The organism is Pseudomonas sp. IPO3747 (assembly GCF_013385245.1).
Lineage (GTDB): Bacteria > Pseudomonadota > Gammaproteobacteria > Pseudomonadales > Pseudomonadaceae > Aquipseudomonas > Aquipseudomonas edaphica.
Genome location: NZ_JACAQL010000004.1, coordinates 362403 through 382157 on the forward strand (window position 1 = coordinate 362403; position 19755 = coordinate 382157).

Sequence of the window (19755 nt, forward strand, 5' to 3'; positions counted from 1 at the left end):
TTGGGTGTCTGCCTTGAAATAGAGAATCACCTGTGGGAGCCGGGCTTGCCCGCGATGGCATCACCTCGGTTCATCTGAAACACAGAGGTGATGCCATCGCAGGCAAGCCAGCTCCCACACAAGCCAGCTCCCGCAAGGGTTAGAACGCGTCGCCGGGCACGCGCACGAAGCCTTCCATCAACACCCGTGCGCTGCGGCTCATGATGGCTTTTTTCACCACCCATTCGCCGTTCACCTGGGTGGCTTCGGCACCGACGCGCAAGGTGCCGGACGGGTGCCCGAACCGCACCGCGTTGCGCTCGACACCACCGGCCGCGAGGTTGACTAGGGTGCCGGAAATCGCCGCCGCCGTGCCAATCGCCACCGCCGCCGTGCCCATCATCGCGTGGTGCAACTTGCCCATGGACAGTGCGCGCACCAGCAAATCCACATCACCGGCCTTGATTGCCTTGCCACTGGAGGCCACGTAATCCAAAGGTTTTGCCACAAACGCGACCTTCGGCGTGTGCTGGCGCTGGGCGGCTTCGTCCAAGTGTTTGATCAGGCCCATGCGCAACGCGCCATAGGCCCGCACGGTCTCGAACATTGCCAGGGCCTTCGGGTCGCTGTTGATCGCGCCTTGCAGCTCGGTGCCGGTGTAGCCGAGGTCTTGGGCGTTGATGAAAATCGTCGGGATACCGGCGTTGATCAGCGTCGCCTTGAAGGTGCCGACACCCGGTACTTCCAGGTCGTCGATCAGGTTGCCGGTGGGAAACATCGAGCCACCGCCGCCCTCTTCTTCCGCTGCCGGGTCCATGAACTCCAGCTGCACTTCGGCAGCCGGGAAGGTCACGCCGTCGAGCTCAAAGTCGCCGGTTTCCTGCACCGCGCCGTCGGTGATCGGCACGTGAGCGATGATGGTCTTGCCGATATTGGCCTGCCACACCCGCACCACCGCCACACCGTTATGCGGCACGCGGGCCGGGTCAACCAGGCCGGCGCTGATGGCAAACGAACCCACCGCCGCCGACAGGTTGCCGCAGTTGCCGCTCCAGTCGACAAACGGCTTGTCGATGGAGACCTGGCCAAACAGGTAATCCACGTCGTGATCGGCCCGGGTGCTTTTGGCCAGGATCACGGTTTTGCTGGTGCTGGAGGTTGCACCGCCCATGCCGTCGATTTGCTTGTCGTAGGGATCGGGGCTGCCGATGACCCGCAACAGCAAGGCATCGCGAGCAGCACCCGGCACCTGCGCCGACTCGGGCAGGTCCTTGAGGCTGAAAAACACGCCCTTGCTGGTGCCGCCACGCATGTAGGTGGCGGGGATCTTGATTTGCGCTGCGTGTGCCATGGTTATCCCCTTAAGCCGTCGCCGCCGATTCCAGGAAGTCCTGGGCAAAACGTTGCAACACGCCGCCCGCCTCGTAGATCGACACTTCTTCGGCGGTGTCCAGGCGGCACGTCACCGGCACTTCGACACGTTCGCCATTCTTGCGGTTGATCACCAGCGTCAGTTGCGCACGCGGGGTGCGTTGGCCGACCACGTCATAGGTTTCGCTGCCGTCGATCTTCAGTGTGTGGCGGTCGGTGCCCGGCAAAAATTCCAGCGGCAACACGCCCATGCCCACCAGGTTGGTACGGTGGATGCGCTCGAACCCTTCGGCGGCAATCGCCTCCACACCGGCCAGGCGTACGCCCTTGGCCGCCCAGTCGCGGGACGAGCCCTGGCCGTAGTCGGCGCCGGCAATGATGATCAGCGGCTGCTTGCGCTCCATGTAGGTTTCGATGGCTTCCCACATTCGCGTGACCTGGCCTTCGGGCTCGATACGCGCCAGGGAACCCTGCTTGACCTTGCCGTTTTCCACGACCATTTCGTTGAACAGCTTCGGGTTGGCGAAGGTTGCGCGCTGCGCGGTCAAGTGGTCGCCGCGATGGGTCGCGTAAGAGTTGAAGTCGACTTCCGGCAGGCCCATTTTCGCCAGGTATTCGCCGGCGGCGCTGTCGAGCATGATCGCGTTGGACGGCGACAGGTGGTCGGTGGTGATGTTGTCCGGCAGTACCGCCAGCGGGCGCATGCCCTTGAGCGGCCGCGCACCCGCCAACGCACCTTCCCAGTAGGGCGGGCGGCGGATGTAGGTGCTTTGCGGGCGCCAGTCGTACAGCGGCGCGACTTTGGGGCCGGTGTCTTCGTGGATCGCGAACATCGGGATGTAGACGGCGCGGAACTGCTCCGGTTTGACCGACGCCTTGACCACAGCGTCGATTTCTTCGTCGCTTGGCCAGATGTCTTTCAGGCGGATTTCCTTGCCGTCGGCATCCAGGCCCAGCACATCCTTTTCGATGTCGAAGCGGATGGTACCGGCAATCGCATAGGCCACCACCAACGGCGGCGAAGCCAGGAACGCTTGCTTGGCATACGGGTGAATACGCCCGTCGAAGTTGCGGTTACCCGACAGCACGGCAGTGGCGTACAGGTCGCGGTCGATGATTTCTTGCTGGATCACCGGGTCGAGTGCGCCGGACATGCCATTGCAAGTGGTGCAGGCAAACGCCACCACGCCGAAGCCGAGTTTTTCCAGCTCATGGCCAAGGCCGGCTTCTTCCAGGTACATGGCCACGGTTTTCGAGCCCGGCGCCAGCGAGGATTTGACCCACGGTTTGCGCGTCAGCCCCAGCTGGTTGGCATTACGTGCCAGCAAGCCTGCGGCAATCACGTTGCGCGGGTTGCTGGTGTTGGTGCAACTGGTAATGGCGGCGATGATCACCGCGCCGTCGGGCATTTGCCCCGGCACTTCATCCCACTGACCGGAGATGCCTTGGGACGCCAGATCGCTGGTGGCAACACGCGCATGCGGGTTGCTCGGGCCGGCCATGTTGCGCACGACACTGGACAGGTCGAAGGTCAATCCACGCTCGTATTGCGCGCCCTTGAGGTCATCGGCCCACAGGCCGGTGTGGCGGGCGTATTGCTCGACCAACGTGACTTGTTCGTCTTCGCGGCCAGTGAGTTTCAGGTAGGCGATGGTTTGCTGGTCGATGTAGAACATCGCGGCGGTAGCGCCGTATTCCGGGGCCATGTTGGAGATGGTCGCGCGGTCGCCCAGGGTGAGTGCCGAAGCGCCTTCGCCGAAAAACTCCAGCCACGCACCCACGACTTTCTGTTTGCGCAGGAACTCGGTCAGCGCCAGCACCATGTCGGTGGCGGTGATGCCCGGTTGCAGCTTGCCCGTCAGTTCCACGCCGACGCTTTCCGGCAGGCGCATCCACGAGGCGCGGCCGAGCATCACGCTCTCGGCTTCAAGGCCACCGACGCCGATGGCGATCACGCCCAAGGCGTCTACGTGCGGGGTATGGCTGTCGGTGCCGACACAGGTATCGGGGAAGGCCACACCGTCACGCACCTGGATCACCGGAGACATTTTCTCCAGGTTGATCTGGTGCATGATGCCGTTGCCCGGCGGGATCACGTCGACGTTCTTGAAGGCCTTTTTGGTCCACTCGATAAAGTGAAAACGGTCTTCGTTGCGACGGTCTTCGATGGCGCGGTTTTTCTCGAACGCCTGCGGGTCAAAACCACCGGCTTCGACGGCCAGCGAGTGGTCGACGATCAGTTGGGTCGGCACCACCGGGTTGACCTGCGCCGGGTCACCGCCTTGCAGGGCGATGGCATCGCGCAGGCCGGCAAGGTCGACCAGCGCGGTTTGGCCGAGGATGTCGTGGCACACCACGCGCGCCGGGAACCACGGGAAATCCAGGTCGCGTTTGCGTTCGATCAGTTGGCTCAGGGAAGCGTTGAGGGTGGCCGGGTCGCAGCGGCGCACCAGGTTTTCGGCGAGCACGCGCGAGGTGTACGGCAAGGTGGCATAGGCGCCGGGCGTGATTGCCTCGACAGCCGCGCGGGCGTCGAAGAAATCCAGGCGGCTGCCGGGCAGCGGTTTGCGAAATTCTGTGTTCATCGTCAGGACTCGGTCACGGTAGGTTCACAAGGCGAACTGTCGACACTGGCCTGGCTCTCTGTGGGAGCTGGCTTGCCTGCGATGGCATCACTGCGGTGTGACAGGTACACCAGGGTGATGCGATCGCAGGCAAGCCAGCTCCCACAGAAAAGCACATAGGCCAATGTGCCTGGTTCATGCCACTCAGCGACGTTCGATTGGCACGAACTTGCGCTGCTCAACGCCGATGTACTCGGCACTTGGACGGATGATGCGGTTGTTGGCGCGCTGCTCGAACACATGCGCAGCCCAGCCGGTCAGCCGCGAGCACACGAAGATCGGCGTGAACAGCTTGGTCGGGATGCCCATGAAGTGGTACGCCGAGGCATGGTAGAAGTCAGCATTGGGGAACAGCTTTTTCTGTTCCCACATGGTCTTGTCGATGGCTTCGGAGACCGGGAACAACACTTTATCGCCGACCTCATCCGCGAGTTTTTTCGCCCAGCCCTTGATCACTTCATTACGCGGGTCGCTGTCTTTGTAGATCGCGTGGCCAAAGCCCATGATCTTGTCTTTGCGCGCCAGCATGCCGAGGGTGCCTTCGACGGCTTCTTCGGCCGAACCGAAACGCTCGATCATCTCCATCGCGGCTTCGTTGGCGCCGCCATGCAACGGACCGCGCAGCGAGCCAATGGCGGCGGTCACGCAGGAATACAGATCGGACAGGGTTGAAGCACACACACGGGCGGTGAAGGTCGAGGCGTTGAATTCGTGCTCGGCGTAGAGGATCAGTGACACGTTCATGACTTTTTCATGCAACGCGCTGGGCTTCTTGCCATGCAGCAGGTGCAGGAAGTGGCCGCCGATGCTTGGCTCGTCGGTCACGCAGTCAATCTTTTTGCCGTCGTGGCTGAAGCGATACCAGTAGCACATGATTGCCGGGAAAGCGGCGAGCAGGCGGTCGGTGACATCGTGCTGCGCGCTGAAGTCTTTCTCGGGTTCGATATTGCCCAGGAACGAGCAACCGGTGCGCATCACGTCCATCGGGTGGGCGTCGGCAGGAATGCGTTCCAGCACTTCTTTAAGCGCTTGCGGCAGGTCGCGCAGTTTGCTGAGTTTGGCGCTGTAAGCGGCCAATTCGGTTTTGCTCGGCAACTCGCCGTAGAGCAGCAGGTAGGCGACCTCTTCAAATTGCGCATCGGCGGCCAGTTCACGCACGTCATAGCCGCGATAGGTCAAGCCGGCACCGGCCTGGCCGACGGTAGACAGTGCGGTCTGCCCGGCCACCTGGCCACGCAGGCCGGCACCACTCAGTACTTTTGCTTCAGCCATGGTTCTTCTCCAATTTTGTAGTTATTCAGGGAGGCGCGTTCGTTACTTTTTCGCGGCGAACAGCGCGTCGAGCTTCTGCTCGAAGGTGTGGTAGTCGATGCGATCGTAAAGCTCCATGCGGGTTTGCATGGTGTCGATGACGTTCTGTTGCGTACCGTCGCGACGAATCGCGGTGTAGACGTTCTCGGCGGCCTTGTTCATGGCGCGGAAAGCCGAGAGCGGGTACAGCACGATGGAAACATCGGCAGATTTCAGTTGATCGACTGTGTAGAGAGGGGTTGCACCGAACTCGGTGATGTTGGCCAGGATCGGGGCCTTTACCTTTGAGGCGAAGAGCTTGTACATCTCCAGCTCAGTGATGGCTTCCGGGAACACCATGTCGGCACCGGCTTCGATGCAGGCGGCGGCACGCTCCAGGGCCGACTCCAAGCCTTCAACCGCCAGCGCGTCGGTGCGCGCCATGATCACGAAGCTGTCATCGGTGCGCGCGTCTACGGCGGCCTTGATGCGGTCGACCATTTCCTGCTGGGACACGATTTCTTTGTTCGGGCGATGCCCGCAACGCTTGGCGCCGACCTGGTCTTCGATATGGATGGCGGCGGCGCCGAACTTGATCATCGACTTGACGGTGCGCGCCACGTTAAAGGCCGAGGAGCCGAAACCGGTGTCGACGTCGACCAGCAGCGGCAGGTCGCACACGTCGGTGATGCGGCGTACGTCGGTGAGTACGTCGTCCAGGCCGGTGATGCCCAAGTCCGGCACGCCCAGGGAACCGGCAGCTACGCCGCCGCCTGACAGATAAATCGCCTTGAAACCGGCACGCTTGGCCAGCAGCGCGTGGTTGGCATTGATTGCGCCAACCACCTGCAAGGGCTGTTCGCTGGCAACGGCGTCACGAAAACGCTGGCCTGGAGTGGTTTTATTGTTGGAACTCATGACTCACCTCGTGATGAAGGAGCGCCGTCCGGGAAATGACGGGCAATATTGCGTTTGGAAGCGCCGATATGGCGGCGCATCAACAACTCGGCCAGTTCACCGTCGCGATCGGCAATCGCGTCAAGAATGCGGTGATGCTCGGCAAAAGCCTGGCGTGGACGATTCGGGGTGGCGGAGAACTGGATGCGGTACATGCGCACCAATTGGTACAGCTCGCCGCAGAGCATTTGGGTAAGGGTGCGGTTACCGGCGCCTTGAATTATCCGGTAATGAAAATCGAAGTCGCCCTCCTGCTGGTAGTAGCCCAGGCCCGCCTGAAACGCTTCGTCGCGCTCATGGGTGTGCAACACCTGGCGCAGCTCTTCGATTTCGGCGTCGGTCATGCGCTCGGCGGCCAGGCGGCAGGCCATGCCTTCCAGGGACTCGCGGATTTCATACAGTTCGATCAGCTCGGCATGGCTCAAGGACACCACTCTTGCGCCCACATGAGGCACACGCACCAGCAGGCGCTGGCCTTCGAGGCGGTGGATAGCCTCACGCAACGGGCCACGGCTGATGCCATAGGTGCGCGCCAGTTCCGGTTCGGAGATCTTGCTGCCGGGAGCGATTTCACCCTTGACGATGGCGGCCTGGATACGCCGGAAGACGTTCTCTGACATGGTCTGGGAATCGTCTTGCGACACCACCGGCGTTTCCAGCTGATCCAGCATATTGTCGACACCTTTAAAAGCAATGTCGCAAAAACTAGCCAATCAAGCCCTATTAGTCAAAGAATAAATCCATATTGTCGACAATCGTCTAATAACCCTTGCCGCACCTTCGCTGGGCATGGCCGCCTGCCAGCGCTGGCGCCAGAAAAGCATCATGTTAGAATGCCCGCCGCTTTTGCCTGACATCACTTGATGAAACGGCGCACGAGGGAGTTTGCGCAGCAATGCCAGTCGCCTTGAATTGAACATCGCACTGCACCGCGTCAGGATCTATGAGACTCAAGCCCTTCCTTCTTATTTGCCTACTGTGCATACCTGGCCTTGGCGTTGCCGCCGAGAAGACCGTGTATGGCCTGAATGAATACGCCAAATTGGCCGGCATCGACCTGGAAGTCGCCGCCAAACTCGACACCGGCGCCAAGACTGCCTCGTTGAGCGCCCGCGATATCAAGCGTTTCAAGCGCGACGGCGAATCCTGGGTACGCTTTTATCTCGCCATCGACACCGCCCACTCCCACCCCATCGAACGCCCCCTGGCCCGCGTCAGCAAGATCAAGCGCCGCGCCGGTGACTACGACCCCGATGAGGACAAGAACTACACCGCCCGCCCAGTGATCTCCCTGGATATCTGCATGGGCACCGCTTTACGCAGCATCGAAGTGAACTTGACTGACCGCAGCGCCTTCCAATACCCGCTGCTGATCGGCTCCGAAGCGTTGAAACGCTTTGATGCGCTGGTCGACCCCAGTCTTAAATACGCAGCGGGCAAACCCGCCTGCGCCGCCGACGCTCATACCGCCGAGTAAACCGAATGCGCTCTCTGACCCTGCACCTGAGAATCCTGATCACCATCCTGGTGGTGTTGGGTATTTCGGTCACCGCCTATCAGATTTTCGTGCTGGGAATTCCCGTCACCGAAGACGCCACCGACGACCTGTGGAACATCGACGCCAAGGTCGAGTTCGTCGCCAACCCCAAGGACCCGGTGAAGATCTCGATGTTCGTGCCGCCCCTGAGCCGCGACTTCGTCAGTCTCAATGAAAGCTTTATTTCCAATAACTACGGCGTGAGCGTCAACCGCACCGACGGCAACCGCAAGGTCACCTGGTCGGCGCGCCGAGCCAAAGGTAAGCAGACCCTGTATTACCGCCTGGTGCTGACCAAGCGCTACAGCGGTGAAAAGGTCAAGGTCAAAGGCCCGACCTTCCGTGACAGCATCGCTGTGGAAGGCCCGGAAAAAATCGCCGCCGAAGCCCTGCTGGCGCCGATCCGCCAGCATTCGGCCGACGTCGAGACCTTTATCACCGAGGCGATCAAGCGCACCAACAACCTCAACGACGACAATGTAAAGCTATTGCTGGCGGGCGACCCGTCCACGCCACACAAAGCCAAGATCGTCGAACTGTTGCTGTCCATCGCCCATGTGCCGGTGGAAAAAGTCCACACCATCCGGCTAGTCGCCGACCAGCCGCAAACTCCGGAACTGTGGTTGCGCAGCTTCAACGGCAATGACTGGCTGTACTTCAACCCGGAAACCGGCGAGCAAGGCCTGCCGTCCGACCGGCTGCTGTGGTGGACCGGCGATGAAAACCTGATCACGGTGGATGGCGGCAAGAAGGCCGCAGTAACCTTCAGCCTCAACAACAGCGAGATGAACGCGATTCGCCTGGCCAAGCTGACGGACGAAAACACCGACGCCAATTTCCTCGAATACTCGTTGTACGGCCTGCCGCTGCAAACCCAGCAAACCTTCATGATCATGGTAATGATCCCCATCGGCGTGCTGGTGATTCTGATCCTGCGCAACCTGATCGGCCTGCAAACCCTGGGCACCTTCACCCCGGTACTGATCGCCCTGGCGTTTCGCGAGACGCAATTGGGCTTCGGCATTGCGCTGTTTACTATCATCACCGCGCTGGGCCTGTCGCTCAGATCGTACCTGGAACACTTGAAGCTGCAGATGCTGCCGAGGCTCTCGGTGGTGCTGACCTTTGTGGTGGTGCTGATTGCGGCCATCAGCCTGTTCAGCCACAAGCTGGGCCTGGAACGCGGGTTGTCGGTAGCACTGTTCCCGATGGTGATTCTGACCATGACCATCGAGCGCCTGTCGATCACCTGGGAAGAACGTGGCGCCAACCATGCGTTGAAAGTGGCCGTGGGCACACTGTTCGCCGCCGCCCTGGCGCACATCATCATGAGCGTGCCGGAGCTGGTCTACTTTGTGTTCACCTTCCCGGCCATCCTGTTGATCCTGGTGGGTTTCATGCTGGCCATGGGTCGCTATCGCGGCTATCGCCTGACCGAGCTGGTGCGTTTCAAGGCCTTCCTCAAGGCTGATTCGTAATGTTCGGCTTCTGGAAAACCTGGAAGGCCCTCGAAGCGCGAGGGATCATGGGCATCAACCGGCGTAACGCCGACTACGTGCTCAAGTACAACAAGCGCAGCCTGTACCCGATCGTGGATGACAAGATCATCACCAAGGAACGGGCGATTGCGGCGGGCATCCATGTGCCCGAGATGTACGGGATCATTTCCACCGAGAAGGAAATCGACAAGCTCGACGAGATCATCGGCGGGCGCAGCGACTTCGTGATCAAACCGGCCCAGGGTGCCGGCGGTGATGGCATCCTGGTGGTAGCCGACCGGTTTGAAGGGCGCTACCGCACGGTGTCCGGCAAGATCATCAGCCATGAAGAAATCGAGCACCAGATCTCCAGCATCCTCACCGGTTTGTACTCCCTGGGCGGCCACCGCGACCGCGCACTGATCGAATACCGCGTGGTGCCCGACCAGATCTTCAAGAGCATCAGCTACGAAGGCGTGCCGGATATCCGCATTATCGTGCTGATGGGCTACCCGGTGATGGCCATGCTGCGTCTGCCGACCCGCCAGTCCGGCGGCAAGGCCAACCTGCACCAGGGCGCGATTGGCGTGGGTGTGGACCTCGCCACCGGCCTGACACTGCGCGGCACCTGGCTGAACAACATCATCACCAAACACCCCGACACCACCAACGCGGTGGATGGCGTGCAGCTGCCCAACTGGGACGGGTTCATGAAGCTCGCGGCCGGCTGCTATGAGCTGTGCGGGCTGGGCTATATCGGCGTGGACATGGTGCTGGACCAGGAAAAAGGTCCGTTGATCCTGGAGCTGAATGCGCGACCGGGGCTGAATATCCAGATCGCTAACGACTGCGGTTTGACGTTGCGTACCCATGCGGTTGAAGCGCGACTGGACGAACTCAAAGCGGCTGGCGTGACCGAAACTGCGGAAGAACGGGTGAAGTTTGTGCAGGAAATGTTTGGGCATATTCCTGCGGTAGAAGGCTGATGGCCTCATCGCAGGCAAGCCAGCTCCCACACGCGATCAACCAGTGGGCGCTGGCTTGCCTGCGATAGCTTTCTGACAAGCAACACCTCTATCCAGCTATCACCGACATCCCCTCTAGGACCAAACCCTTCAGGGGACTACAATCGCCACCCCCACGCCAACAGCTGATCCACCCTGCAATGTCGACCTGCTCCGTACACCCGATGCCCTACCGGGCCAACCCCGCCGACTACTTTGCGGCGATTCGTCATGCCCCTGGCGCAGTGCTGCTCGACAGTGGCCGCCCGGCTGCCGAACGCGGGCGTTATGACTTGCTCAGCGCCTGGCCGCGAGCGACATTGACGGTTGCGCCTGACGAAAGTGGCGGTGATTTCCTGCAACGCTTGCGGACCAACCTGACGCAGTTGGGCGAAGCGGATCTGCCTGCAGGTTATGCGCTGCCGTTTGCTGGCGGCCTGATTGGCTACTTGAGTTATGACTTTGGCCGGCACTTGGAGCAAATGCCTGATTGGGCTGTGGATGACCTGCACCTGCCGGATGCGCGCTTCGGGCTGTATGCCTGGGCGCTGATCAGCGATCACCAGGCACAGACCAGCCAGTTGGTCTTTCACCCCACGTTGGCCGACAGCGAACGGCTGCGGTTGGTCAACCTGTTCGGGCAACCTGCTGCTGAATCATCTGACACCTTCAAGCTCAACGGTCCCATGGCACCGGAGCTCACGCCCGAGGCCTACCGACAGGCCATCGCGCGTATTCAGGACTACATCCAGGCGGGCGACTGCTACCAGGTCAACTTTGCGCAACGTTTTCGCGCGCCCTGTAGCGGCGATCCCTGGGTGGCGTATTGCGCGTTGCGCGAGGCCTGCCCTACCCCGTTTTCCGGGTTTCAGAGCCTGCCCGATGACGGCGCGGTACTCAGTTTGTCGCCGGAACGATTCGTGCAGATCAGCAAACGCCAGGTCGAAACCCGCCCAATCAAAGGCACCCGCCCGCGGGGTTTGACGCCTGAAGAAGACGCCGCCAACGCCGCCGAACTTCTGGCCAGCGCCAAGGATCGCGCCGAAAACCTGATGATCGTCGACCTGCTGCGCAACGATCTCGGCCGCACTTGCCGCACCGGCTCGGTGAAAGTGCCGGAGTTGTTCAGCCTGGAAAGTTATCCCAATGTGCACCATTTGGTGAGCAGCGTGACGGGGGTGCTGGCCGACGACAAAGACGCCCTCGACCTGATCGCCGGCAGCTTCCCTGGCGGCTCCATCACCGGCGCGCCGAAGATTCGCGCAATGCAGATCATCGATGAGCTGGAGCCGACCCGACGCGGGTTGTACTGCGGCTCGCTGGTGTATCTGGATGTACGCGGCGAGATGGACAGCTCCATCGCCATCCGCAGTTTGCTGGTCAAGGATGGGCACGTGAACTGCTGGGGCGGTGGCGGGATCGTGGCGGATTCGGAGTGGGAGGCGGAGTATCAAGAGTCGCTGACCAAGGTGCGGGTCTTGTTACACACTTTGGAAAACCTGTAGCACCCCGCCTTTCCTGGCGCTCGTACGCGGCGCCCAGCGACAGAAAAAACTGAATCAGAACGGCTGTGGACGCAGTATGAGCGGGCGGATAGCGTCCGGCTCAGACCGTCCACCCGCCACCTGTGAAGGATCACATGAAGCGAATGCCTACTCGTCAGAAATTATTTCCGGGATTGCATCTCACACGAACCCCACCTAATATCTCCCAAATTGGGAGGGCGCAGCGATGCGGATAATCGCCCTCTCTACCTTAAGGACATTCTGGGAAAGCCATCGCGCTCATACCGATGCCAAAACACCGCTGGTCGAACTGTATCGCCATATGGAGAGGACCACTTACACAACGCCACAGGCACTCAAGGCAGAGCTTGGAACGGCGAGCATTCTCAAGGGCGGCAGAGTTGTTTTCAACGTGGGCGGCAACAAGTATCGAGTGATCATGGCGATCGACTATCAACGACAGCTGGGGTTCGTGCGTTTCGTGGGAACCCATATGCAGTACGACCAGATAAACGCGGAGACCGTGTGATGAACATCAAACCTATTCATTCCCAGGAAGACCTGACCGCTGCGCTTGTGCGTGTGGAGCAGCTCTGGGGCGCGGACATTGGCTCGCCAGAGGGTGACGAGCTGGAAATTCTTGCCGTGCTTATTGAGAAATACGAGGCGGAACACTTTCCCATGCCGCCTTCGGACCCAGTGGAGGCGATCAGATTTCGCATGGAGCAATTAGGCATGACTGCCCGTGATCTGGAGCCCTTTATCGGCACCAGTGGGCGGGTGTCAGAGGTGCTGAACCACAAGCGCAAGCTGAGCCTGTCGATGATCAAGCGGCTGCATGAAGGCTTGAGCATTCCATATGAGCGGTTACTGGCCGGGGTTTAGGCAGTGGCCGCACGGGCCTCATCGCAGGCAAGCCAACTCCCACAGGTTGACCGCATTCAGTGTGGGAGCTGGCTTGCCTGCGATGGGGCCATCAACAGCACTGAGTCACTTACAGGCTCAACTGCCGATTCGACGCTTTGATGAACGCTTTCTTCAAGTCCTCAAAGGTATGCACCGCCGGGAACTGCGGGAACTCGCGAATCACGTTTTCTGGCGCATGGAACAGAATCCCACGGTCAGCTTCACCCAGCATCGTGGTGTCGTTGTAGGAATCGCCAGCGGCGATCACGCGGTAGTAAAGGGTCTTGAACGCCAGCACGGATTGGCGCTTAGGGTCTTTCTGACGCAGTTGATAGCTCACCACTCGATCATTTTCATCAGTGATCAGGCGGTGGCACAACAAGGTCGGGAAACCCAACTGGCGCATCAACGGCTGGGAGAATTCGTAGAAGGTGTCCGACAGAATCACCACCTGGAAGCGTTCGCGCAACCAGTTGACGAACTCGATGGCGCCGTCCAGCGGCTTGAGGGTCGCGATTACTTCCTGGATATCGGCGAGTTTGAGGCCATGCTCGTCAAGAATGCGCAGACGCTGCTTCATCAACACGTCGTAATCGGGAATGTCACGGGTGGTTGCCCGCAGGGATTCAATACCGGTTTTTTCGGCGAAGGCGATCCAGATTTCCGGAACCAGTACCCCTTCCAGGTCGAGACAGGCAATTTCCACAAGACACTCCTATTGGATGTTGTTAGTTGAGCGAGCAAAAGGACTGCCGAACTCTAGCGATTCAAGCGCGGCGCCGCAACGCAGAGCGGATTTTGATACCATCACTCCCCTATAGAGCGCTCAGCGCCACTGACCTGTAGGAACCGTCCTGATGAACCAAGCCTTCGACGTCGCTGAACTCGCCGCGACTTATGCCAACAAATCCGCTCAGGACATTCTCAAGCTGGCATTCAGCCAGTTTGGTGATGACCTGTGGATTTCCTTCAGCGGTGCCGAGGATGTGGTGCTGGTCGATATGGCTTGGAAGCTGAACAAGAACGTCAAGGTGTTCAGCCTCGACACCGGCCGTCTGCACCCGGAGACCTACCGGTTTATCGAGCAGGTGCGCGACTTCTACAAAATCGACATCGAGCTGATCTCGCCGGACCAGAGCAAGCTGGAACCCTTCGTCAAGGAAAAGGGCCTGTTCAGCTTCTATAAAGACGGCCATGGTGAATGCTGCGGCGTGCGCAAGATCGAACCGCTGCGGCGCAAACTGTCCGGCGTAAACGCCTGGGCCACCGGCCAACGGCGCGACCAGAGCCCCGGCACCCGCAGCCAGGTGGCGGCGCTGGAGATCGATACAGCGTTCTCCACCCCGGAGCGCACCCTGTACAAATTCAACCCGCTGGCGCAGATGACCAGCGAGGAAGTCTGGGGCTATATCCGCATGCTGGAGCTGCCCTACAACAGCCTGCATGAGCGCGGTTTTATCAGCATCGGCTGCGAGCCCTGCACCCGCCCGGTATTGCCTAACCAGCATGAGCGCGAAGGCCGCTGGTGGTGGGAAGAAGCCACGCAGAAGGAATGCGGGCTGCATGCCGGGAATATCATCAGCAAGGCTTGAGGGCTGACGCGGTAAAAATGTGGGAGCGGGCTTGCCCGCGATTGCGGTGGATCAGTCACTTATAAGTCGGCTGAGAGGCCGCCTTCGCGGGCAAGCCCGCTCCCACATTTTGTTTTGGGCAGCCCCTAGAAATGTACACACTAATGTAACCATAAGTGCCATTTATGTGTGCAATCCGTATTCTCCCGCACCAAAACGTAACACTCATTTCCTAACGCTGCTTCCCTCTAAAATAAAGCGCCTCCGCACAAAAAATAAATACCTGTTCAATCGGTCAATTTATATTGCTTTTAATTCAGCAATTTATTTAACAAACCTATAAAAACGAAATTAGCACTGATTTTCATAGACCCAAAACTGGCACGCATGTGGCTTAAGGTGAATTGCTCTTTGTATACAATAAATACAAAACATACATACACTTTGCCATCTGCAGCGTTCCTGCACATGCGCCGGAGCCTGCCGGAATGCGTACAAGCCTCTCGAATGACATCGCACTGGATCTGCCCTCCTCCGCCCTGAATCTCGAGGCCGCAAGCCCCGGCCCATTGGTACTCAGCCCGCGCCTGCATAACAAGGACCTGGCTCCCACCAAAGCCGAAGGCCGACGCTGGGGGCGCTACAGCATCTTCGCGTTGTGGACCAACGACGTGCACAACATCGCCAACTATTCGTTTGCCATCGGCTTGTATGCGCTGGGCCTCGGCGGCTGGCAGATTCTGCTGTCCCTGGGGATCGGCGCAGCGCTGGTGTATTTCTTCATGAACTTGTCGGGGTTTATGGGCCAGAAAACCGGCGTGCCGTTTCCGGTGATCAGCCGTATCAGTTTCGGCATCCATGGTGCGCAGATCCCGGCGCTGATCCGTGCGGTGATTGCGATCGCCTGGTTTGGTATCCAGACCTACCTGGCCTCGGTGGTTTTCCGTGTGTTGCTGTCGGCAATTCATCCAGGATTTGCCGACTATGACCACAACTCGATTCTCGGCCTGTCGACCTTGGGTTGGGCGTGTTTCATCACGATCTGGTTTGTGCAACTGGCGATCCTGGCGTACGGCATGGAAATGGTGCGCCGCTATGAAGCCTTCGCCGGGCCGGTGATTCTGGTGACCGTGGCTTCGCTGGCCGGTTGGATGTACTTCCAGGTCGGCGGCAATATTGCCTGGTCGATCCGCGAGCCTTTGAGCGGTGGCGAGATGTGGCGCAACATCTTTGCCGGTGGCGCGCTGTGGCTGAGCATCTATGGCACGCTGATCCTCAATTTTTGCGATTTCGCGCGCTCCTCGCCGTGCCGCAAGACCATCCTGGTCGGTAACTTCTGGGGTTTGCCGGTAAATATTCTGGTGTTTGCCGCGATCACCGTGTTGCTCTGCGGCGGGCAGTTCCAGCTCAATGGCCGGGTGATCGAAAGCCCGACCGAAATCATTGCGGCCATCCCCAATACCTTCTTCCTCGTGCTCGGCTGCCTGGCGTTCCTGATCGTTACCGTGGCGGTGAACATCATGGCCAACTTTGTCGCGCCAGCCTTTGTGCTCAGCAACCTGGCGCCCAAGTACCTGAACTTCCGGCGGGCCGGGCTGATCAGCGCCACCGTGGCGGTGCTGATCCTGCCGTGGAACCTCTACAACAGCCCGCTGGTGATCGTGTATTTCCTCTCCGGGCTGGGTGCGCTGCTGGGGCCGTTGTATGGGGTGATCATGGTCGATTATTGGCTGATCCGTAAAAGCCAGGTGGATGTACTGCAGCTGTATAGCGAAGACCCGAATGGCGTTTATTACTACAGCCGTGGGGTCAATTTACGCGCGGTCGCGGCGTTTATTCCTGCGGCAATCATCGCCATTCTGCTGGCACTGTTACCCGGTTTTGCCAGCGTCGCACCGTTTTCCTGGCTGTTTGGCGCCGGTATTGCAGGGCTGTTGTACTTGCTGATCGCCAAGCGCCAAACGTTCTACGCCGATGTCAGCGGCGAAAGCATTGCAGTCGATAACGCCAGTCATTAATCAAGGACATTCCATGCGCATCCTCGTGGTCAACGTCAACACCACCGCGTCAATCACCGACACCATCGCCCAGCAGGCGCGGGCTGTGGCTTCACCAGGCACCGAAATCGTCGGGCTTACCCCGTACTTTGGCGCCGAATCGGTGGAAGGCAACTTTGAAAGCTACCTGGCCGCCATCGCCGTGATGGACCGGGTGATGGCCTACGACCAACCGTTTGATGCGGTGATCCAGGCCGGCTACGGCGAACATGGCCGTGAAGGTTTGCAGGAATTGCTCAACGTGCCGGTGGTGGACATCACAGAAGCGGCGGCCAGCACGGCGATGTTTCTGGGCCATGCCTATTCGGTGGTCACCACCCTGGACCGCACCGTGCCGTTGATCGAAGACCGCCTGAAACTCGCAGGTCTCTATCAACGCTGCGCCTCGGTGCGCGCCAGCGGCATGGCGGTGCTGGAGCTGGAAGAAGACCCGCTGGCCGCCATGGAAGCCATCGTGCGCGAGGCGGAGCTGGCCATTCGCGACGACAAGGCCGAAGTGATCTGCCTGGGCTGCGGCGGCATGGCCGGGCTGGATGAGCAGATTCGCCAGCGTACCGGCGTGCCGGTGGTGGACGGCGTCACGGCGGCGGTCACCATTGCCGAATCGCTGGTGCGCCTGGGGTTGTCGACGTCGAAAATCAGGACTTATGCAACACCACGGCCGAAGAAGGTGATCGGCTGGCCAGGCCACCGCTGAAGGCATCCATATTCTCCTGTGGCGAGCAGGCTTGCCCTGCGTTGGGCTGCGCAGCGGCCCCAGTAAACACACTGAAGTTCCTTCTGAAAGTACTCAGCGCCTGGATTTGGGGCTGCTTCGCAGCCCAACGCAGGGCAAGCCTGCTCGCCACAACGGGCGCCTTACTACAGACGATGGCCGCGACTCGGTAGATGGTAGTGATCAAATCGCGCTGAACGCTTGCCCCAGTTTCTGCTCGGTAAACTGCTCGATGATGAAATCCACAAACGCCCGGGTCTTGCCGGGCAGTAGTTTGTGTTCGGCGTAGTAGATGGAGATGTTGCCGTCGTCGACATACCAATCGGGCAGTACGCGTACCAACTTACCGCTCGCCAGCCAAGGCACGGCAAACGGCATGCTCACCAGCGCAATGCCCAACCCCTGGTCTGCCGCGACGCAGGCCGCCTGGGAATCGCTCATGGTCATGCGCGCCTTGAGGTTCAACGGGCCGTGCTCGCCGTGGCGACCGGTCAGTTGCCAGGAACGCACACGGCCGGTTTGTGGCGAACGAATCAGGATGCCATCGCAGTGCTCAAGGTCTGCCGGCTGCACAACCTCCGCATGTGCCGTCAGGTAATCGGGCGAGGCCACCAGCACTCGATGCGCCGGCGCGAGCTTGCGTGCGACCACCCCCTGAGGCAGCTCAAACCCACCGCCCAGTGCGGCGTCAAAGCCCTGCCCAATCAGATCGACCTGACGGTTATCAAAATGCCAGTCGGGGCTGATACCCGGGAAGCGCTTCAGAAACTCGCCCAGCAACGGCACGATGTACAAACACCCCACCACCGTGCCCATGCTGACTTTCAAGGTGCCCACCGGCCGCCCTTCGGCGCTGGCCAAGTTAGCCACGGCATTCTGGATGGTGGTGAGGCTGGCGCTGACTTCTTCGAGAAACAGCTTGCCGGCTTCCGTCAGCGTCAGCCGCCGGGTGCTACGCTGAAACAGCCGAACACCCAGGCGTGCTTCCAGCTTCGCGACGCTTTTACCGACTGCCGCCGGGGTCAAACTCAGATGCCGGGCGGCTTCGGCAAAGCTGCCACCTTCGGCGCTGCGCACAAAACATTCGATACTGCCAAAGCTCTCCATATCGACCACTCTAAACTTTTGGTTTACACAGACTATAGCAATCACGGTCTACCGGCTTGGGTGGGTGAGGCCGATACTCGGTCCATCAACTACTTGGAGAACGACATGACCACACACAATCTCAGCGGCAAAGTTGCATTGATCCAGGGCGGTTCCCGCGGTATTGGCGCCGCCATCGTCAAACGTCTGGCAGCGCAAGGTGCAGCCGTTGCTTTTACCTACGTCAGCTCTGCCGCCAAGGCCGAGGCACTGCAAAACAGCGTGATCAGCGCAGGCGGCAAAGCCTTGGCCATTCAGGCCGACAGTGCCGATGCCACGGCGATTCGCAACGCCGTCAACGCCACCGTCGAAGCCTTTGGGCGCCTGGATATCCTGGTGAACAACGCCGGTGTGCTGGCCATCGCGCCACTGGAAGATTTCAAGCTGGAAGACTTCGACCAGACCCTGACGATCAATGTGCGCAGTGTATTTATCGCCACTCAGGAAGCGGCCAAACACATGGGTGAAGGCGGCCGCGTGATCAATATCGGCAGCACCAATGCCGAGCGCATGCCGTTTGGCGGTGGCGGGCCGTATGCGATGAGCAAGGCGGCGCTGGTGGGGCTGACCAAGGGCCTGGCACGGGATCTGGGACCGCGTGGCATCACCATTAACAATGTGCAGCCTGGGCCGGTGGATACCGATATGAACCCGGCAGACAGTGAGTTTGCAGCGAGTTTGATGGGGTTGATGGCGGTTGGGCGGTATGGGCAGGTCGAAGAGATTGCCAGCTTCGTGGCGTATCTGGCCGGTCCGGAGGCGGGCTACATCACGGGTGCGAGCTTGACCATTGATGGTGGTTTCAGCGCATAACCAAATGTGGGAGCTGGCTTGCCTGCGATGGCGATCTTGAGGACGCTATCGCAGGCAAGCCAGCTCCCACATTTTTTTGACCGTGTTGGGTCAGGACATTGGTGGCAAGCCGTAGGCCGCCAGGTCGAAGTCCGCCAGCTTGCGGATGATCTGGTCGGCATGCTGGTACTTGCTGTCGGCCATGGCTTCATCGGGCACGGCGATGGCGGTCATGTGGGCAGCCTTGGCGGCGGTCACGCCAAACGGCGAGTCTTCAAACACCAGGCAATCCTCGGGCGCGACACCCAAGCGGCGGGCGGCAGTGAGGAAGATATCCGGCGCGGGCTTGGCGGCACCCACTTCTGGGTCATCGGCGGTGACGATCGTGCCGAACAAGCCAAACCACTCACGGTGCAAGGTGGTCTTGTGGCCAAACGAATTGCGCGACGAACTGGTGCCCACGGCAATCGGGATGTTGTGCGCCTTCAAATGTCGCACCAGCGCTTCGGCACCCGGCATGCCCAAGGCCTTGGGGAAACGCTCGCTCATCAGCGGTTCGCGAATCAGCAGAAACTCTGCCGGGGTGATCGGCAAGTCCAGCGCCTTCACCACATATTCAGCCAGGTCCTGAGCGCCCCGGCCGATGATGTGCTGCTTGATGCCCCAGTCGTAGGTGCGGCCGTAGCGTTCGGCGATAATCTGTGTGACTTCGGTGTAGATACCTTCAGTGTCCAGCAACAACCCGTCCATATCGAAAATCACGGCCTTGATCGGACCGACTGGAGTACGCGGTACATTCATCGCAACAGCACCTTGGGGAAGG

General features: G+C 60.1%; 18 protein-coding genes. 10 read left to right on the forward strand and 8 right to left on the reverse strand.

All coding sequences use genetic code 11. From position 1 onward, the window contains the following. Positions 1-139: 139 nt before the first annotated feature. From prpF to HX790_RS08590, 5 genes are all read right to left on the reverse strand, one after another. A complete protein-coding gene (gene prpF, locus HX790_RS08570; RefSeq protein ID WP_017134745.1) occupies positions 140-1330 on the reverse strand; it encodes a 2-methylaconitate cis-trans isomerase PrpF in 1191 nt (396 codons plus the stop codon). A gap of 10 nt (positions 1331-1340) precedes the next feature. Next, entirely contained in the window at positions 1341-3935 is a 2595-nt protein-coding gene (acnD, locus tag HX790_RS08575) for a Fe/S-dependent 2-methylisocitrate dehydratase AcnD (RefSeq protein WP_169984982.1), read from the reverse strand. 183 nt (positions 3936-4118) lie between these two features. Beyond that, entirely contained in the window at positions 4119-5246 is a 1128-nt protein-coding gene (gene prpC, locus HX790_RS08580; protein ID WP_017134743.1) for a 2-methylcitrate synthase, read from the reverse strand. Positions 5247-5288: 42 nt separating this feature from the next. Continuing rightward, the gene (prpB, locus tag HX790_RS08585) at positions 5289-6182 is read right to left on the reverse strand and encodes a methylisocitrate lyase (RefSeq protein WP_017134742.1); all 894 of its coding nucleotides are present in this window, start codon (positions 6180-6182) and stop codon (positions 5289-5291) included. Then, complete coding sequence (locus HX790_RS08590) at positions 6179-6892, reverse strand: GntR family transcriptional regulator (protein ID WP_017134741.1); 714 nt, start codon at positions 6890-6892, stop codon at positions 6179-6181. The genes prpB and HX790_RS08590 overlap by 4 nt, the downstream gene beginning before the upstream one ends. A 272-nt stretch (positions 6893-7164) precedes the next feature. Between HX790_RS08590 and HX790_RS08595 the strand changes: the two genes are divergently transcribed. The 6 genes from HX790_RS08595 (at position 7165) to HX790_RS08620 (ending at position 12630) form a co-directional block, all read left to right on the forward strand. Then, positions 7165-7698, forward strand: a complete 534-nt coding sequence (locus tag HX790_RS08595) for an ATP-dependent zinc protease (RefSeq protein ID WP_017134740.1) — start codon at positions 7165-7167, stop codon at positions 7696-7698. A gap of 5 nt (positions 7699-7703) precedes the next feature. Beyond that, positions 7704-9236: an inactive transglutaminase family protein gene (locus HX790_RS08600; RefSeq protein WP_017134739.1), complete on the forward strand. Its 1533-nt coding sequence runs from the start codon at positions 7704-7706 to the stop codon at positions 9234-9236. Further along, complete coding sequence (locus HX790_RS08605; protein ID WP_017134738.1) at positions 9236-10222, forward strand: alpha-L-glutamate ligase-like protein; 987 nt, start codon at positions 9236-9238, stop codon at positions 10220-10222. The genes HX790_RS08600 and HX790_RS08605 overlap by 1 nt, the downstream gene beginning before the upstream one ends. A 179-nt stretch (positions 10223-10401) precedes the next feature. Further along, entirely contained in the window at positions 10402-11745 is a 1344-nt protein-coding gene (gene pabB / locus HX790_RS08610) for an aminodeoxychorismate synthase component I (RefSeq protein WP_017134737.1), read from the forward strand. Between the two features lie 226 nt (positions 11746-11971). Beyond that, on the forward strand, positions 11972-12274 hold the full coding sequence (locus HX790_RS08615; protein WP_017134736.1) for a type II toxin-antitoxin system HigB family toxin: 303 nt from the start codon (positions 11972-11974) through the stop codon (positions 12272-12274). Continuing rightward, positions 12274-12630 (forward strand): type II toxin-antitoxin system HigA family antitoxin, encoded by a 357-nt coding sequence (locus HX790_RS08620; RefSeq protein ID WP_017134735.1) that lies wholly within the window; start codon positions 12274-12276, stop codon positions 12628-12630. Before HX790_RS08615 ends, HX790_RS08620 begins: the two co-directional genes overlap by 1 nt. 109 nt (positions 12631-12739) lie before the next feature. Here HX790_RS08620 and thrH read toward each other — a convergent pair whose 3' ends face one another. Beyond that, on the reverse strand, positions 12740-13357 hold the full coding sequence (gene thrH, locus HX790_RS08625) for a bifunctional phosphoserine phosphatase/homoserine phosphotransferase ThrH (RefSeq protein ID WP_017134734.1): 618 nt from the start codon (positions 13355-13357) through the stop codon (positions 12740-12742). 151 nt (positions 13358-13508) lie between these two features. Between thrH and HX790_RS08630 the strand changes: the two genes are divergently transcribed. From HX790_RS08630 to HX790_RS08640, 3 genes are all read left to right on the forward strand, one after another. Next, positions 13509-14243 carry a phosphoadenylyl-sulfate reductase gene (locus HX790_RS08630; RefSeq protein ID WP_017134733.1) on the forward strand — a complete coding sequence of 245 codons (735 nt, stop codon included), beginning with the start codon at positions 13509-13511 and terminating at the stop codon, positions 14241-14243. A 467-nt stretch (positions 14244-14710) separates the two neighbouring features. After that, on the forward strand, positions 14711-16240 hold the full coding sequence (locus tag HX790_RS08635; RefSeq protein ID WP_017134732.1) for an NCS1 family nucleobase:cation symporter-1: 1530 nt from the start codon (positions 14711-14713) through the stop codon (positions 16238-16240). Between the two features lie 13 nt (positions 16241-16253). Further along, entirely contained in the window at positions 16254-16976 is a 723-nt protein-coding gene (locus HX790_RS08640; protein WP_099548786.1) for an aspartate/glutamate racemase family protein, read from the forward strand. 201 nt (positions 16977-17177) lie between these two features. On the opposite strand, the gene HX790_RS08645 is transcribed toward HX790_RS08640, so the two are convergent. After that, positions 17178-18101, reverse strand: a complete 924-nt coding sequence (locus HX790_RS08645; protein WP_099548785.1) for a LysR family transcriptional regulator — start codon at positions 18099-18101, stop codon at positions 17178-17180. A 105-nt stretch (positions 18102-18206) separates the two neighbouring features. On the opposite strand from HX790_RS08645, the gene HX790_RS08650 reads away from it, so the two are divergent. Further along, a complete protein-coding gene (locus HX790_RS08650; protein WP_099548784.1) occupies positions 18207-18953 on the forward strand; it encodes a 3-oxoacyl-ACP reductase family protein in 747 nt (248 codons plus the stop codon). A 90-nt stretch (positions 18954-19043) separates the two neighbouring features. On the opposite strand, the gene HX790_RS08655 is transcribed toward HX790_RS08650, so the two are convergent. Beyond that, positions 19044-19733, reverse strand: a complete 690-nt coding sequence (locus tag HX790_RS08655) for an HAD-IA family hydrolase (protein WP_169984992.1) — start codon at positions 19731-19733, stop codon at positions 19044-19046. Positions 19734-19755 lie beyond the last annotated feature (22 nt).

Excerpts from the sequence above, each read along its gene's own strand:
- prpF (WP_017134745.1), bottom strand. The coding sequence starts at position 1,330 with ATGGCACACGCAGCGCAAATCAAGATCCCCGCCACCTACATGCGTGGC.
- acnD (WP_169984982.1), bottom strand. The coding sequence starts at position 3,935 with ATGAACACAGAATTTCGCAAACCGCTGCCCGGCAGCCGCCTGGATTTC.
- prpC (WP_017134743.1), bottom strand. The coding sequence starts at position 5,246 with ATGGCTGAAGCAAAAGTACTGAGTGGTGCCGGCCTGCGTGGCCAGGTG.
- prpB (WP_017134742.1), bottom strand. The coding sequence starts at position 6,182 with ATGAGTTCCAACAATAAAACCACTCCAGGCCAGCGTTTTCGTGACGCC.
- HX790_RS08590 (WP_017134741.1), bottom strand. The coding sequence starts at position 6,892 with ATGCTGGATCAGCTGGAAACGCCGGTGGTGTCGCAAGACGATTCCCAG.
- HX790_RS08595 (WP_017134740.1), top strand. The coding sequence starts at position 7,165 with ATGAGACTCAAGCCCTTCCTTCTTATTTGCCTACTGTGCATACCTGGC.
- HX790_RS08600 (WP_017134739.1), top strand. The coding sequence starts at position 7,704 with ATGCGCTCTCTGACCCTGCACCTGAGAATCCTGATCACCATCCTGGTG.
- HX790_RS08605 (WP_017134738.1), top strand. The coding sequence starts at position 9,236 with ATGTTCGGCTTCTGGAAAACCTGGAAGGCCCTCGAAGCGCGAGGGATC.
- pabB (WP_017134737.1), top strand. The coding sequence starts at position 10,402 with ATGTCGACCTGCTCCGTACACCCGATGCCCTACCGGGCCAACCCCGCC.
- HX790_RS08615 (WP_017134736.1), top strand. The coding sequence starts at position 11,972 with ATGCGGATAATCGCCCTCTCTACCTTAAGGACATTCTGGGAAAGCCAT.
- HX790_RS08620 (WP_017134735.1), top strand. The coding sequence starts at position 12,274 with ATGAACATCAAACCTATTCATTCCCAGGAAGACCTGACCGCTGCGCTT.
- HX790_RS08630 (WP_017134733.1), top strand. The coding sequence starts at position 13,509 with ATGAACCAAGCCTTCGACGTCGCTGAACTCGCCGCGACTTATGCCAAC.
- HX790_RS08635 (WP_017134732.1), top strand. The coding sequence starts at position 14,711 with ATGCGTACAAGCCTCTCGAATGACATCGCACTGGATCTGCCCTCCTCC.
- HX790_RS08640 (WP_099548786.1), top strand. The coding sequence starts at position 16,254 with ATGCGCATCCTCGTGGTCAACGTCAACACCACCGCGTCAATCACCGAC.
- HX790_RS08645 (WP_099548785.1), bottom strand. The coding sequence starts at position 18,101 with ATGGAGAGCTTTGGCAGTATCGAATGTTTTGTGCGCAGCGCCGAAGGT.
- HX790_RS08650 (WP_099548784.1), top strand. The coding sequence starts at position 18,207 with ATGACCACACACAATCTCAGCGGCAAAGTTGCATTGATCCAGGGCGGT.
- HX790_RS08655 (WP_169984992.1), bottom strand. The coding sequence starts at position 19,733 with ATGAATGTACCGCGTACTCCAGTCGGTCCGATCAAGGCCGTGATTTTC.